Genomic DNA, 15,112 nt, shown 5'->3' on the forward strand with positions numbered 1-15,112 from the left:
AGAACTGAGAGCACCTGGATGGCAGAGCAGACGCACGTCCTGTTCGTCGAGGACGACGACGTCATCCGCGAGGCGACCCAGCTCGCCCTGGAGCGCGTCGGCTTCGCGGTCACGGCGATGCCCGACGGCCTGTCCGGTCTGGAGGCGTTCCGCGCCGACCGGCCCGACATCGCCCTGCTGGACGTCATGGTCCCCGGCCTCGACGGCGTCAGCCTGTGCCGTCGTATCCGGGACGAGTCGACCGTGCCAGTGATCATGCTCTCCGCGCGGGCCGACGCCATCGATGTCGTGCTGGGGCTGGAGGCGGGCGCCGACGACTACGTCACCAAGCCGTTCGACGGTGCCGTGCTGGTCGCGCGGATCCGGGCGGTGCTGCGCCGGTTCGGGCACGCGGGCGGTGAGGCGCGGCAGGAGGAGGGCGCCGCGCAGGGGGACGGCGGGGTGCTGACCTTCGGCGAGCTGGAGATCGACACCGACGGCATGGAGGTGCGGAAGGCCGGGCGGCCGGTGGCGCTGACGCCGACGGAGATGCGGCTGCTGCTGGAGTTCTCCGCCGCGCCGGGGACGGTGCTGTCCCGCGACAAGCTGCTCGAACGCGTGTGGGACTACGGCTGGGGCGGGGACACCCGCGTCGTCGACGTGCATGTGCAGCGGCTGCGAACCAAGATCGGTCAGGACCGGATCGAGACGGTCCGTGGCTTCGGCTACAAGCTGAAGGCCTGAGGCGGCCGGGTCATGCGGGGGAACGGAGTCAGAGGTCCCGGTGAGCGGGGCCGCATACGGCGCGCGGTGCCCGCGTGGGTGGCGCGTTCGGGGCTGCGCACCGGGCTGCGGTGGAAGCTCAGTACGGCGATCGCGCTGGTCGGCGCGCTGGTGGCGGTGGCGCTCAGTCTCGTGGTGCACAACGCCGCGCGGGTGTCGATGCTGGACAACGCCCGCGATCTCGCCGACGCGCGGCTGCGGATCGCGCAGCGCAACTACGAGCTGTCCAGCCGCCCCAACTTCCCCAGCGTCAAGATCGACGACCCCGAGCTGCCCGCGGAGCTGCGCAGGAAGGTGGAGCAGGGCCGCCGGGCGACGTATGTGGGGGACGGTCCGGGCGGGGGGCCGCCGGACATCTGGGCGGCGGTGCCGCTGAAGGACGGGCATGTGATGTCGCTGCACACCGGGTTCACCGACCGCAGCACGGACATCCTCAACGACCTCGACCAGGCGCTGGTGATCGGGTCCATCGCGGTCGTGCTCGGCGGCAGCGCGCTCGGGGTGCTGATCGGCGCGCAGCTGTCACGGCGGCTGCGCAAGGCGGCGGCTGCCGCGAACCGGGTCGCCAAGGGGGAGACCGAGGTTCGGGTGCGGGAGGCGATCGGCGGGGTCGTGCGGGACGAGACGGACGATCTCGCGCGGGCCGTGGACGCCATGGCGGACGCGCTCAAGCAGCGGCTGGAGGCGGAGCGCCGGGTCACCGCCGATATCGCGCACGAGCTGCGCACCCCGGTGACGGGGCTGCTCACCGCGGCCGAGCTGCTGCCGCCGGGGCGGCCGACCGAGCTGGTGCTCGACCGGGCGAAGGCGATGCGCACGCTCGTCGAGGACGTCCTGGAGGTCGCCCGGCTGGACGGCGCGTCGGAGCGGGCGGAGCTGCAGGACATCCTGCTCGGCGAGTTCGTGGCCCGGCGGGTGGCGGCGAAGGACCCCGGTGTCGAGGTGGTCGTGGTGCACGAGTCGGAGGTCACCACCGATCCCCGGCGTCTGGAGCGGGTGCTGTTCAACCTGCTCGCCAACGCCGCCCGGCACGGCAGACCGCCGATCGAGGTGACCGTCGAGGGCCGGGTGATCCGGGTACGCGACCACGGCCCCGGCTTCCCCGAGGATCTGCTCGCCGAGGGGCCCAGCCGCTTCCGCACCGGCAGCATGGACCGCGCCGGACGCGGCCATGGCCTCGGGCTGACCATCGCCGCGGGCCAGGCGCGGGTGCTGGGCGCCCGGCTGACCTTCCGCAACGTACGCCCGCCGGGGCCGCCGGACCAGGTGACGGCGGAGGGCGCGGTCGCGATCCTGTGGCTGCCGGAGCACGCGCCGACGAACACGGGCAGCTATCCGATGCTGCCGCTGCAGGAGGGACGGCGGTGAGTCGGGGCACCGCCGGGGTGCGGAACTCCTTGCGTCAGTGAGTACCAGTTGCCGTTGTCGTCACGGAAGATCGCCTCGACGCCGTACGGCCGCTCGGTCGGTGCCTGGAGGGACTCCACGCCGCGGGCCCTGAAGGTCTGGCAGTCCCCTCGGCAGTCGTCGGTGCGCAGCGCCCAGGCGCCGATGACGCCCTTGCTGACCAGCTTCTTCGGCGTCTGTGCGGACTCGGCGTCCAGGCCGGGCCCGTCGAGGCTCATCAGCGCCAGCTCGACGTCCGGCCGCTCCTTGGCGCACCGCCACCCCGTCCAGGTCCATCCCCGGATGTGCCCAGCCCCGGTCCATGGCGTCCTTGGCCAGCCGCACCTGCCGCACCTTGTCCATGCGACCGATGGTGACAGGCGCCACTGACAACGCCCCTCGGACCGCGGGTGCGCTCACGCCATCTCGTTCACCGGCGACGGAGCCGGAGCCGCGGGCCCGTCCTGCGGCGCCTTGGGCTCGTCCTCGGCTCCCTCGGGCCCCGCCCCCTTCAGCGGAACCTCCTTCACGAACACCGCGGCGATCAGCGCGACCACCGCCACCGCCGCTCCCAGCAGGAAGGCCCCGTGGGTGCCCGAGGACACCGCGTGCTGGTAGGCCTCGCGGGCGGCCTCGGGAAGCCTGGCCAGGCTGGCCGCGTCGAGTTGGGCGGACTGTTCGGTCACCTGGCCCACCTCGGAGCCCGCCGCGCGCTCGGCCATGACGTCCTGGACGCGGTGGTTGAACAGGGCGCCCATGATCGCGACGCCGAAGGAGGAGCCGAGGGTGCGGAAGAGGGTGGTGGAGGAGGAGGCGACGCCCATGTCCTTCATCTCCACGCTGTTCTGCGCCACCAGCATGGTGATCTGCATCAGACAGCCCATGCCGAGCCCGAGCACCGCCATGTACACACCGGAGGTGAACCGCGAGGTCTCCGTGTCCATCAGGGACAGCAGCCACAGCCCGGCGACCAGCAGCACACCGCCCGCCAGCGGGAAGATCTTGTAGCGCCCGGTGTTGGTGGTGACCCGCCCGGCGACCATCGAGGTCACGAGCATCGCGCCCAGCATCGGCAGGAGCAGCAGCCCGGAGTTGGTCGCGGACGCGCCCTGCACGGACTGCTGGTAGAGCGGCAGGAACAGCACCGCGCCGAACATCACGAATCCGGTGATGAAACCGATGACGGACATCAGCGCGAAGTTGCGGCTGCGGAAGATGTGCAGTGGCAGCAGCGGCTCGACCGCCCGCCGCTCCCACAGGACGAAGCCGACGAGCGAGACGACCCCGATGGCGGTCAGCTCCATGATCCGCGCCGAGGTCCAGGCGTACTCCGTGCCGCCCCAGGTGGTGACCAGCACGATCGAGGTGATGCCCACGGTGAGCAGCCCCGCGCCGAGGTAGTCGATCCGGGTCCTCGCGCGCTTCTTCGGGAGCTGGAGTACGACGCTGATGGCGACCAGCGCGACCGCGCCGAGCGGCAGGTTGATGTAGAACGCCCAGCGCCAGCCCCAGGTGTCGGTGATCGTGCCGCCGACCAGCGGCCCGCCGATCATCGCCAGCGCCATCACGGCGGCCATCATGCCCTGGTACTTGCCGCGCTCCCGGGGCGGTATCAGATCGCCGATGATCGCCATCACGCCGACCATCAGACCGCCCGCGCCCAGGCCCTGCACCGCGCGGAAGCCGATCAGCTGGCCCATGTCCTGGGCCATGCCGCTGAGCGCGGAGCCGAGCAGGAAGATCACGATGGAGGTCAGGAACGAGCCCTTGCGCCCGTACATGTCGCCGAGCTTGCCCCAGATCGGGGTCGACGCGGCGGTGGCGAGGGTGTACGCGGTGACCACCCAGGACAGGTGTTCCAGACCGCCGAGTTCCCCGACGATCGTCGGCATCGCGGTGCCGATGATCATGTTGTCGAGCATCGCGAGCATCATCGCGATCATCAACGCGAGCAGGACGACCCGTACGCTCCTCGGCTGCTTCCCGGTCTCCGCGGCCTCTTCGGCCGTCGGCCGTGTCTCGGTCATGGCTTTCGCCCCCAGCTACCCACGTGATTACTTACTTGCCGTCCGGCTAGTAAACTTCACTGGGTAAGGTAGGAGCGTAACTAGCCGGTCGTCAAGTAAGTTTCTGGGAAAGCGACTGGGGGCGAGGATGGGCGGCACCATGGACGACACGGACGGGACCAAGCAGCGGCGCCGCGGGAACACCCGCCAGCGCATCCAGGACATCGCCCTGGAACTCTTCGCCGAGCAGGGGTACGAGAAGACCTCCCTGCGTGAGATCGCCGAGCGTCTCGACGTCACCAAGGCGGCGCTCTACTACCACTTCAAGACCAAGGAAGAGATCATCGTCAGCCTCTTCGAGGATCTGACGCAGCCGATCGAGGACCTGATCGAGTGGGGGCGGCAGCAGCCGCACACCCTGGAGACCAAGCGGGAGATCCTCCGCCGCTACAACGACACGCTCACCGACGCGGCCCCCTTGTTCCGCTTCATGCAGGAGAACCAGGCGACTGTACGGGACCTGCGGATCGGCCAGATGTTCAAGAACCGCATGCTCGGCATGCGGGACATCATCGTCGACCCCGACGCGGACCTCGTCGACCAGGTCCGCTGCGTCAGCGCCCTGTTCACGATGCACGCCGGGATGTTCGTCATGCGGGACATGGGCGTCGACCCCGAGGACGCCCGCGGGGCGGTCCTCGAGGTCGCGATCGATCTGGTGACCCAGGCGCACGGCGGCGCCTGAGCCGACGGCGTCAGCCGGAACCAGCCCGCGTCAGCGGATCAGAGCGAGACGCCCTTGCCGCGCAGGAAGCGCACCGGGTCGACGGCGGTGCCGTAGTTCGCGGTGGTCCGGATCTCGAAGTGCAGGTGCGGACCGCTGGAGTTACCGGTGTTGCCGGAGAAGGCTATGCGCTGACCGGTCTTGACGATCTGACCGATCTTCACATTGACCTTCGACAGGTGGGCGTACTGCGAGTACATGCCGTTGCCGTGCTTGATGACGACGGCGTTGCCGTACGCGGGACCGTCACCGGCGCCGTTCGGACCGGCCTTGACGACCGTGCCGCCGTGCGCGGCGACGACCTTGGTGCCGGTGGGCACCGCGTAGTCCTGGCCGCTGTGGGTGGACTGCCACATGCCGCCCGCCTGGGCGTAGCTCGCGGACAGCTTGTAGTGGCTCACCGGGTTGACCCAGGAAGCGGCCTTCTTGGCGGGAGCCTTCTTCGCCGCGGCCTTCTTGGCGGCGGCGGCCTTCTTCGCCGCGACGGCCTTGGCCTTGGCGACCGCGGCGGCCTGCGTCTCGGCGGCCTTCGCCTGGGCGGCGGCCTGGGCCTGGACGGCGCTCGCCGCGCTGGTGGCGGCGGTGGCCGCGCTGGCCTCGGCGGCGGCCGCGACCCCGGTCCCCAGTACGACCGTGGCTCCCATACCGGCCGCCAGGACGGCGGCGCGGGTGCGGAGCGAGGACGTACGGACGGAACGGGACGTGACGCGCTGGTTCATCTCAACCTCATGGGTGGGGGACAGAGAAGCACCCGGCGGATCTGACGCCCACCGGATGGCAGATCCTTGGTAACCCGCGGCTCCCGAAAGCCACAAACGTGTGATCTACGACGGAACCTAGTAATTGATGTCGAAACTTAACGACTCTTGACACGGCTCCCATGTGGGATGAATTCGCCCATCACAGCCGAAGGTGACGAAGAGGTGTGGACCAATAGTCCGTTTTGTCCGCCTCAAGGTCGCCACTATTCCGCCTAGTAAGGGACAAATCGCCTGTGCCGCATGTCACCGGCAGGCGAGATCCACTGACCCCGGAATGTGACCCGCACTACGCTGCTGACCTGCACTTCGATGGGGCTCAGGGGGAGGGCGGATGGAACCGTCGGTGATCGGTGTCAGGCTGGCGTCCGGGGTAGTAGGCCCGCTCGTCAGAAAGCTGTTCGTCACCGAGGGAGCCGGGGCGGGCCTGGTGGAGCGTCCGGTACGGATCTCGGGCCTCGTGTCCTTCAGGGGCGAGAAGCGCACCCTCGTCTACGAAGACGTACGCAAGCTCGCGGACGAACTGGTCCGGCGGGCGCTGAAGGGCGACGGGGAGCGTCCGGTGGCCGCCGACGAGGAGCGGGCCGTCGCCCACGCCCTCGCCGACACCCTGGGCGCGCTCGGCGACCTCACCATGACGGACGTCCAGGCGGTGGAACTGGGCCACGAGCGGCTCGCGGCCCGGCTCCGCGCCACCGGCGGCGACCCGACCCGGCACCTCTCGGCCGACGCCACCCTCTTCCACGACCGGCTGCTGGCCACCGCCTGCCTGCACATCCTGCACTTCTTCACCCAGCGGTCCACCTTTGTCCCCCGCACCCTCGCCGAGCAGTCCCGCCGCCAGCGCGAACTGATCGACCGGGTGGACCGCCTCCTCGACCGCACGCCCCAGCCCGGCGGCACGGCCGAGTTCGAGCGCCGCTACCTCTCCTACGTCACCACCCGGCACGGCCACCTCACCATCTACGGCATCGACCTGCACCACTCCCCCGACCGCTGGCCCCTGGACGCCGCCTACCTCAGCCTCCAGGCCGTCGGCCGCACCGAGGACGCCCCGGACGAGCAGCACCTCGCCGCGGCCACCGCCCTCCCCGCCGAACAGGCCCTCGCCGACCACGACCGGGTCCTGCTGCGCGGGGTCGCCGGGTCCGGCAAGACGACCCTCGTGCAGTGGCTCGCGGTGACCGCGGCCCGCGGTGAGCGCGGCGACCTGGTCCCCTTCGTCCTGCCGCTGCGCACCCTCGTCCGCCGCGCCGACGGCCTGCCCTCCCCCGACGCCTTCCTGGCCGCCGTACGCGTCCCCTTCCACGCGAACCAGCCCGACGGCTGGCCGGACCAGGTCCTCGCGGCCGGACGCGCGCTGTTGCTGGTGGACGGCATCGACGAGATCCCCGAACGTGAGCGCGAACGCACCCGGCGCTGGCTGCGCGAACTGCTCGACGTCTATCCCGGCAACCGCTGGCTGGTCACCTCCCGTCCCTCCGCCGTACGGGAGGACTGGCTGGCCGCGGACGGCTTCGCCGAGCTGGCCCTCACCCCCATGAGCCGGGACGACGTGGCCGCGTTCATCACCCGCTGGCACACGGCGGCCCGCGCCGACGCCCAGGACCCCGACCGCCTCGACGGCTACGAACGCTCACTCCTCGACGCCGTCCGCACCAAGCCCGACCTCGGCCGCCTCGCCACCAACCCGTTGATGTGCGGGCTGATCTGCGCCCTGCACCGGGACCGGCGCGGCTATCTCCCGCACGGCAGGCAGGAGTTGTACGACGCCGCCCTGTCGATGCTGCTCGCCCGGCGCGACGAGGAACGGGACATGACCGGCCAGGACGAGGTGCGGCTCAGCGAGCTGCCGCAGATCCAGCTGCTCCAGCGGCTGGCGTACTGGCTGATCCGCAACAACCAGTCCGAGATGGACCGCGCCCGCGCCGAGCGGCTGATCGCCGATGTGCTCCCGTCCCTGCCGTCGGCCGCCGCGCAGGGGGACGCCGGGACGATCCTGCGCCATCTGCTGGTCCGCAGCGGGCTGCTCCGGGAACCCGCCGACGGCACCGTGGAGTTCGTCCACCGCACCTTCCAGGACTACCTCGGCGCGAAGGCCGCCGTGGAGGACGGTGACTTCGGGCTGCTGGTGCGCGGCGCGGCGGACGAGCAGTGGGCGGACGTGATCCGCATGGCGATGGCCCACGCCCGCCCCCGGGAACGGGCCGAGCTGCTACGGGACCTGACGCGGGCCGCGGACCGCGCGGAGGGCGCCGCGAGCACGCGGATACGGCTGCTCGCGCTGGCCTCACTGGAACACGCGACCGAGCTGGACCCGACGGTGCGGGCGGAGGTCGAGCGGCGGGCGGCGGCACTGATCCCGCCCCGGACGACGGAGGAGGCCCGCGCGCTGGCGGAGGCCGGTCCGCTGGCCTTGGAACTGCTGCCGGGTCCGGAAGGGCTCTCGGACGCCGAGGCGCGGGCGGTGGTGGTGACGGCGTCGCTGATCGGGACGGAGGAGGCGGTGCCGGTGCTGGCGCGGTTCGCGTCCCATCCGGCGGTGGAGGTACGGGCGCAGTTGAGCTGGACGTGGTACCGGTTCCCGGCGCGGCGGTACGGAGCGGAGGTGATCACGCACCTGCCGGAGGAGGGCCTGGTCTTCGCCGTGCAGTCGGATGAGCACCTGCGGGTGCTGTGTGAGCTGGGCGGCAGGGAGTCGATCCAGCTCGCCGGTGACGTGGATCCGGCCGGGCTGCCGTCCGAGACGGTGACGGAGCTGATCATCCGGAGCAACGACCGGGTGCGGGATCTGCGGGCACTTGCCGCTCTGCACCGGCTCACCCACCTGGGCCTCAGCCGCTGTCCCGGCGTGGCCGACCTCACTCCGATCGCCGAACTGCCCCTGACCTGGCTGTCCCTCGACCTGCTGGAGGGCCTGGAACGTCCGGACGCCCTCGCCCCGCTCTCCGGCTCACCGACCCTGGGCCAGCTCGACCTGGGCATACGGCTGCGAGCCGCCTCCCTCGACGAGGCACTCCCCCGCGAACTGCCGCTCCACTACCTGCGCTTCAACAAGACCGCGCTGCTCGACACCGGCCTGCGCGGTCTGCACCGGTTCGGCACGCTGAAGCAGCTCAGCCTCGCCGCCCTGGCCGCACCGCTGACCCCCGAGGACTGCGAGGAGATCGCCCGGCACCCCTCCCTCGAGCTACTGCGCCTCAGCTGGCGGCACCTCGGCTGGAACGGCCCCCCGCTGCCCGGCATCACCCGCCTGCGTCTCAACGACTTCGACGGCACCGAGGACCTGTCCGGTCTTTCCGCGCTCTTCCCGAACCTGCGCATGCTGACCCTCGTCCTCGCCCAGGGCGTCACCGACGTATCGAGCCAGCTCATGTCCGCCCTGCCCGTACCGCCGACCGTCACCTCCGTGCGGGGCGTGATCTAGCCACCTACCGATCAGTAACCCTATGGTTCCCCACGCGCCACCCTCGTTGCCGAACATGCACACGACACGTTGACCACGTTGGCATCGCGAAGGGACCCCCCACATGACCGGACGACGCCCCTGGCTGGGCCGCATCACCGCCCCCGCCGTCACCGCCGCCGCGCTCCTCGCGCTGGCCGCGCCCGCCGAGGCCGCGACCACCACCGGTACCGCCACGGCCACCGTCACCGCCACGGCGGCGGCCGACGTCGACTACGCCGCCTGGCAGAAGGACTGCCAGGCGGTGATGGACCAGGCACTGCCCTATCTGAAGCAGCGCATCGCCCAGCCCCGGCCGGGCGAGAAGCAGGCGATCGTCCTCGACATCGACAACACCGCACTGGAGACCGACTTCGGCTTCAGCTACCCGCAGCCCGCCAACAAGCCCGTCCTCGATGTCGCCAAGTACGCCCAGGAGCACGGCGTCGCGGTCTTCTTCGTCACCGCCCGCCCCGGGATCATCTACTCCGTCACCGACTTCAACCTCAGGCACCGCGGCTACCAGGTCTCCGGCCTCTACGTCCGCGGCCTGATCGACCTCTTCAAGAACGTCGCCGACTACAAGACGGCCCAGCGCGCCACCATCGAGTCGAAGGGCTACACGATCATCGCCAACATCGGCAACAGCCCCACCGACCTGTCGGGCGGCCACGCCGAGAAGACGTTCAAGCTGCCGGACTACGACGGTCAGCTCTCCTGAATCCAGCAGGAAGGGGGCTGCCCCGGAACCCTGGGTTCCGGGGCAGCCCCCTTGCGTACTGCTCAGGCCGAGCGCAGCGGCTACGCGTCCTTGCTCAGGTTCGGACCGGCGCCGCCGGCCGCCTGCTCGATCGGCGGGACGTCCGGCAGCGCGGACTTCTCCTCGCCACGGAAGGTGAAGGTCTTGTTCTCACCCTCGCCCTCGGTGTCCACGACCACGATGTGACCGGGACGCAGCTCGCCGAAGAGGATCTTCTCGGAGAGCGAGTCCTCGATCTCGCGCTGGATGGTCCGGCGCAGCGGCCGGGCGCCCAGCACGGGGTCGTAGCCCTTCTTGGACAGCAGCTCCTTGGCGGACTGGGACAGCTCGATGCCCATGTCCCGGTCCTTCAGGCGCTCGTCCACCTTGCCGATCATCAGGTCGACGATCCGCAGGATGTCCTCCTGCGACAGCTGCGGGAAGACCACGACGTCGTCGACACGGTTGAGGAACTCGGGCCGGAAGTGCTGCTTCAGCTCGTCCGAGACCTTGTTCTTCATGCGCTCGTAGTTGGTCTTCGTGTCACCCGCGGCGGCGAAGCCCAGGTTGAAGCCCTTGGAGATGTCCCGGGTGCCGAGGTTGGTCGTCATGATGATGACCGTGTTCTTGAAGTCCACGACCCGGCCCTGGGAGTCGGTCAGACGACCGTCCTCCAGGATCTGCAACAGGGAGTTGAAGATGTCCGGGTGGGCCTTCTCGACCTCGTCGAACAGGACCACGGAGAACGGCTTGCGGCGGACCTTCTCGGTCAGCTGGCCGCCCTCCTCGTAGCCCACGTAGCCGGGGGGCGAGCCGAAGAGGCGCGAGACCGTGTGCTTCTCGCTGAACTCCGACATGTCGAGGGAGATCAGCGCGTCCTCGTCACCGAAGAGGAACTCGGCGAGCGCCTTGGACAGCTCGGTCTTACCGACACCGGACGGACCGGCGAAGATGAACGAGCCACCCGGACGCTTCGGGTCCTTCAGACCGGCGCGGGTACGGCGGATCGCCTTCGACAGCGCCTTGACGGCGTCGTTCTGGCCGATGACCCGCTTGTGCAGCTCGTCCTCCATGCGGAGCAGACGGCTGGACTCCTCTTCCGTGAGCTTGAAGACCGGGATGCCGGTGGCGGTGGCGAGGACCTCGGCGATCAGGTCGCCGTCGACCTCGGCCACGACATCCATGTCACCGGCCTTCCACTCCTTCTCGCGCTTCGCCTTGGCGGCCAGGAGCTGCTTCTCCTTGTCGCGCAGCGAGGCGGCCTTCTCGAAGTCCTGCGAGTCGATCGCGGACTCCTTGTCCCGGCGGACACCGGCGATCTTCTCGTCGAACTCGCGCAGGTCCGGCGGCGCGGTCATCCGGCGGATGCGCATCCGGGAACCGGCCTCGTCGATCAGGTCGATCGCCTTGTCCGGCAGGAAGCGGTCCGAGATGTACCGGTCGGCCAGGGTGGCGGCCTGGACCAGCGCCTCGTCGGTGATCGAGACGCGGTGGTGCGCCTCGTACCGGTCGCGCAGGCCCTTGAGGATCTCGATCGTGTGCGGCAGGGACGGCTCCGCGACCTGGATCGGCTGGAAGCGGCGCTCGAGGGCCGCGTCCTTCTCCAGGTGCTTGCGGTACTCGTCCAGCGTGGTCGCACCGATGGTCTGCAGCTCACCGCGGGCCAGCATCGGCTTGAGGATGCTCGCCGCGTCGATGGCGCCCTCGGCGGCACCCGCACCGACCAGCGTGTGCAGCTCGTCGATGAACAGGATGATGTCGCCGCGGGTGCGGATCTCCTTGAGCACCTTCTTCAGGCGCTCCTCGAAGTCACCGCGGTAACGGGAGCCCGCGACCAGGGCACCGAGGTCAAGCGTGTAGAGGTGCTTGTCCTTCAGCGTCTCGGGCACCTCGCCCTTGACGATGGCCTGGGCGAGGCCCTCCACGACGGCGGTCTTGCCGACGCCGGGCTCACCGATCAGGACCGGGTTGTTCTTCGTACGGCGGGACAGCACCTGCATGACCCGCTCGATCTCCTTCTCGCGCCCGATGACCGGGTCGAGCTTGGACTCACGAGCGGCCTGGGTGAGGTTCCGGCCGAACTGGTCGAGGACCAGGGACGTCGAGGGGGTGCCCTCCGCAGGGCCGCCGGCGGTGGCGGTCTCCTTGCCCTGGTAACCGGAGAGCAGCTGGATCACCTGCTGCCGCACGCGGTTCAGATCTGCGCCCAGCTTGACCAGGACCTGGGCGGCGACGCCCTCGCCCTCACGGATCAGGCCGAGCAGGATGTGCTCCGTGCCGATGTAGTTGTGCCCCAGCTGAAGGGCCTCGCGGAGCGACAGCTCCAGGACCTTCTTGGCACGGGGGGTGAAGGGGATGTGACCCGACGGGGCCTGCTGGCCCTGGCCGATGATCTCCTCCACCTGCTGGCGGACCGCCTCGAGCGAAATCCCGAGGCTCTCAAGGGCCTTGGCGGCGACACCTTCACCCTCGTGGATCAAGCCCAGGAGGATGTGCTCGGTGCCGATGTAGTTGTGGTTGAGCATCCGGGCTTCTTCCTGAGCCAGGACGACAACCCGCCGCGCGCGGTCGGTGAACCTCTCGAACATCGTTAATCGCTCCTCAGAGCGGTCAGGCAGTGGGGGGAACTTCCCCTCCCTGTCCTTCCGCAGCTTAGTCCCGCGAGCGGGGACCGCTCATTCCAACTGCCGACACCGTCGATGGCCTCCTGACCCCGAACGCCGACATCTGCTCCAACCCGATGGTGCGAGACGATGTTCCCGCAGGCCAGGCAGATACCCCCTTCGCCAGTACGCCGATGGCGAACGTGAGACGGCCTGTCCTGCGTGTCGCCCCCTCCCACTAGGGATGTCTTACCCGTGGGGACTGACAGTCCATGCCGCGCGCACCCGTTCCCTCCGCTACGGGCGAACAACCTTGTGCCTCCCCGCACCCCCGCACGCCCCCCGATTCAGCACTCTGCGCGTTCGTAGGGACACCCAGCGTAACCCGCGTACTCTTCCGACGGTTGCGCTTGGCATGGTTGGCGCCCCTCCCACGGTCCCACTTCCCCGCCGTCCGCTCGACCCGAGCGGTCCCGGCCACCGGCTTCGGCTCTATTACGAGAACGACCTGGGGTGGCCCACAGTGCCCGGGCCGCCACTCGAACTCGTCGTGGGGCCGCGCTTCGACGTCCTGGACGTGCCCGTGGAGGCGGGCCGCACCGCCCTGCGCCGTCTCGCCCCGGGCTCTCCGGTGGCCGTACAGGGCGACCGGATGCGGCTGCTGGTGGCCCCGGGGAGCGCCGACGAGATGCCCGGGCTGCTGGAGTGGCTGGAGTGGGGGCCGTTGCTGCCGGGGCTGGACCTGGTGGCCGTGGGAGCGGGGGCAGGCGGGGTGATGGAGGCGCCGGGGGTGCCGGGACCCGGGCCGGAGCCGGGCGCGGAAAAGCCGCAGGGGGCCGCTGTGTGGTTGCGGCCCCCCTTGCCCGGGTGCGAGGTCGAGGCCTCGCTGCCGACGTTGTCGGCCATGGGAGGTGCCGTAGGCGCGGGGCGGGCCCCCGATCTCGTACGGCTGGTGGACACGGTGGCAGCAGCGTGCCACCGGGTCCGGTTGAGGCGCGCCTGTGCTCAGGCGTTGGCCTTCTCGTAAGCCTCGCGAATGATCGCCGGAACACGGCCACGGTCGTTGACTTCGTAACCGTTCTCCTTCGCCCACGCACGGATCGCGGCAGTGTCCTGGCTGCCGCCGGAAGCGGCGCGCGCCTTTCCACGTCCGCCCGAAGCGCGACCTCCGGTACGCCGACCACCCTTCACATAGGGCTCGAGAAGGCCGCGCAGCTTGTCCGCATTCGCAGTCGTGAGATCGATCTCGTACGACTTGCCGTCCAGCGCGAACGTTACGGTCTCGTCCGCCTCGCCGCCGTCGAGGTCGTCGACAAGAAGGACCTGAACCTTCTGTGCCACCGGATTTCCTTTCATCGATAACGTGAGGGCCCGGGGTCAGCAGCGTCCGCCGTTTCGCCGCGCCCCTGTTATATGCAGTACAGCAGTACGTCGGAAAGCAAACCGCTTTTGCGGGAAAAACACAAACCCCCGGGAGAGACCCACTGCCCGGCCACGGACCGGAAACGTGCGCGTTTCGGACATAGGGAACCTGGGCAGGGGTGGCGGCGGAATACCCGGCGATGATCGCCGGGTCACAGATGCAGAAGCATCCGGCTGTTGCCCAAGGTGTTCGGTTTCACTCGTTCGAGCCCGAGGAACTCCGCGACACCCTCGTCGTAAGAACGCAGCAGCTCCGCGTAGACATCGGTGTCGACGGGTGTCTCGCCGATCTCCACGAAGCCGTGCCGTCCGAAGAAGTCCACTTCGAAGGTGAGACAGAAAACCCGGCGAACACCGAGCCAGCGGGCGGTCTGGAGCAACTTCTCCAGCAACTGATGTCCGACACCGGCGCCCTTCAGCCCGGGCTTCACCGCGAGAGTACGGACTTCCGCGAGGTCTTCCCACATGACGTGGAGTGCGCCGCAGCCGACCACCTCGGCGTTGTCGTCCCGTTCCGCCACCCAGAACTCCTGGATGTCCTCGTAAAGCGTGACCGTCGCTTTGTCGAGCAGGATGCCCCCGCGGACGTAGGCGTCAAGGAGTCGGCGTACGGCCGGGACATCGCTGGTCCGGGCCCGCCGGACGGTGATGGCTTTAGCGGTGACTTCGGGGCTCTCTGCGGACATGAGCGGACGCTATCGCCCGCGGTCCTCCGGTGCGGAGCCGGGGTTCTCGCGGTCCGGGTTCTCGGTGGGCGGGTTCTCGGGGGCCGGGTTCTCCACGGATTCGGGGTGGGGGGTTTCCGGGCCCTGGACGACGCGGATGGCGTCCCGGAGAGCCTGTCGCTGTTCGTCGCTCATCATGCCGAAGAAGGCGACGAGGGCCGCCGCCGGGTTGTCGCTCTGGGACCACGCCTCGTTCATCAGCGCGGCGGCGTAGGCGGCTCGGGTGGAGACCGCCTCATATCGATAGGCCCGGCCTTCCGCCTCGCGGCGTACCCAGCCCTTCTGATGGAGATTGTCCAAAACGGTCATCACCGTGGTGTAGGCGATGGAGCGTTCCTGTTGGAGATCTTCCAGGACTTCTCGAACGGTCACCGGGCGGTTCCACTTCCACACCCGCGTCATGACCGCGTCTTCGAGTTCTCCCAATGGGCGAGGCACCCTCAGCACAATAGTGGGAGATCTCGGTAATCGCGTGCGGGACT

At 69.6% G+C, this 15,112-nt stretch carries 12 protein-coding genes and 1 pseudogene; 6 read left to right on the top strand and 7 right to left on the bottom strand.

Annotated elements, in window-relative coordinates:
• Nucleotides 1–18: 18 nt before the first annotated feature.
• Complete coding sequence (gene cseB, locus ACFVQG_RS07725; RefSeq protein ID WP_383378039.1) at nucleotides 19–723, top strand: two-component system response regulator CseB; 705 nt, start codon at nucleotides 19–21, stop codon at nucleotides 721–723.
• 12 nt (nucleotides 724–735) lie between these two features.
• On the top strand, nucleotides 736–2,130 hold the full coding sequence (cseC, locus tag ACFVQG_RS07730; RefSeq protein ID WP_383378041.1) for a two-component system sensor histidine kinase CseC: 1,395 nt from the start codon (nucleotides 736–738) through the stop codon (nucleotides 2,128–2,130).
• Here the strand turns inward: cseC and ACFVQG_RS07735 are convergent.
• Nucleotides 2,094–2,420, bottom strand: a pseudogene (locus ACFVQG_RS07735) (VOC family protein); the annotation flags it as partial. The gene cseC and the pseudogene ACFVQG_RS07735 overlap by 37 nt on opposite strands.
• Nucleotides 2,421–2,564: 144 nt before the next feature.
• Nucleotides 2,565–4,175: an MDR family MFS transporter gene (locus tag ACFVQG_RS07740; protein ID WP_383378044.1), complete on the bottom strand. Its 1,611-nt coding sequence runs from the start codon at nucleotides 4,173–4,175 to the stop codon at nucleotides 2,565–2,567.
• A 127-nt stretch (nucleotides 4,176–4,302) separates the two neighbouring features.
• On the opposite strand from ACFVQG_RS07740, the gene ACFVQG_RS07745 reads away from it, so the two are divergent.
• Nucleotides 4,303–4,899 (top strand): TetR/AcrR family transcriptional regulator, encoded by a 597-nt coding sequence (locus tag ACFVQG_RS07745; protein WP_383378046.1) that lies wholly within the window; start codon nucleotides 4,303–4,305, stop codon nucleotides 4,897–4,899.
• A 38-nt stretch (nucleotides 4,900–4,937) separates the two neighbouring features.
• Here ACFVQG_RS07745 and ACFVQG_RS07750 read toward each other — a convergent pair whose 3' ends face one another.
• The gene (locus ACFVQG_RS07750; RefSeq protein WP_383378048.1) at nucleotides 4,938–5,657 is read right to left on the bottom strand and encodes a M23 family metallopeptidase; all 720 of its coding nucleotides are present in this window, start codon (nucleotides 5,655–5,657) and stop codon (nucleotides 4,938–4,940) included.
• A 373-nt stretch (nucleotides 5,658–6,030) separates the two neighbouring features.
• Here ACFVQG_RS07750 and ACFVQG_RS07755 point away from each other — a divergent pair, with 373 nt between their 5' ends.
• Both ACFVQG_RS07755 and ACFVQG_RS07760 read left to right on the top strand, forming a co-directional pair.
• Nucleotides 6,031–9,123, top strand: a complete 3,093-nt coding sequence (locus ACFVQG_RS07755) for an NACHT domain-containing protein (protein WP_383378050.1) — start codon at nucleotides 6,031–6,033, stop codon at nucleotides 9,121–9,123.
• A gap of 103 nt (nucleotides 9,124–9,226) precedes the next feature.
• Nucleotides 9,227–9,862, top strand: a complete 636-nt coding sequence (locus ACFVQG_RS07760; protein WP_383378052.1) for an HAD family acid phosphatase — start codon at nucleotides 9,227–9,229, stop codon at nucleotides 9,860–9,862.
• An 80-nt stretch (nucleotides 9,863–9,942) separates the two neighbouring features.
• Here the strand turns inward: ACFVQG_RS07760 and ACFVQG_RS07765 are convergent, their stop codons facing one another.
• Nucleotides 9,943–12,468: an ATP-dependent Clp protease ATP-binding subunit gene (locus ACFVQG_RS07765; protein WP_383378054.1), complete on the bottom strand. Its 2,526-nt coding sequence runs from the start codon at nucleotides 12,466–12,468 to the stop codon at nucleotides 9,943–9,945.
• 430 nt (nucleotides 12,469–12,898) lie between these two features.
• Here ACFVQG_RS07765 and ACFVQG_RS07770 point away from each other — a divergent pair, with 430 nt between their 5' ends.
• Nucleotides 12,899–13,510, top strand: coding sequence for an SCO3374 family protein (locus ACFVQG_RS07770; protein WP_383378056.1), 612 nt, complete (start codon nucleotides 12,899–12,901; stop codon nucleotides 13,508–13,510).
• Here the strand turns inward: ACFVQG_RS07770 and ACFVQG_RS07775 are convergent.
• The 3 genes from ACFVQG_RS07775 to ACFVQG_RS07785 form a co-directional block, all read right to left on the bottom strand.
• Complete coding sequence (locus ACFVQG_RS07775) at nucleotides 13,489–13,824, bottom strand: Lsr2 family protein (RefSeq protein ID WP_383378058.1); 336 nt, start codon at nucleotides 13,822–13,824, stop codon at nucleotides 13,489–13,491. The genes ACFVQG_RS07770 and ACFVQG_RS07775 overlap by 22 nt on opposite strands.
• Before the next feature lie 233 nt (nucleotides 13,825–14,057).
• Nucleotides 14,058–14,591 carry an amino-acid N-acetyltransferase gene (locus tag ACFVQG_RS07780; protein WP_383378060.1) on the bottom strand — a complete coding sequence of 178 codons (534 nt, stop codon included), beginning with the start codon at nucleotides 14,589–14,591 and terminating at the stop codon, nucleotides 14,058–14,060.
• Nucleotides 14,592–14,600: 9 nt separating this feature from the next.
• Nucleotides 14,601–15,032, bottom strand: a complete 432-nt coding sequence (locus ACFVQG_RS07785; RefSeq protein WP_383379702.1) for a BlaI/MecI/CopY family transcriptional regulator — start codon at nucleotides 15,030–15,032, stop codon at nucleotides 14,601–14,603.
• Between the last annotated feature and the right edge of the window lie 80 nt (nucleotides 15,033–15,112).

Origin of the sequence: Streptomyces sp. NPDC057877 (assembly GCF_042796855.1) — a bacterium.
In the GTDB taxonomy this organism is placed as follows: Bacteria; Actinomycetota; Actinomycetes; order Streptomycetales; family Streptomycetaceae; genus Streptomyces.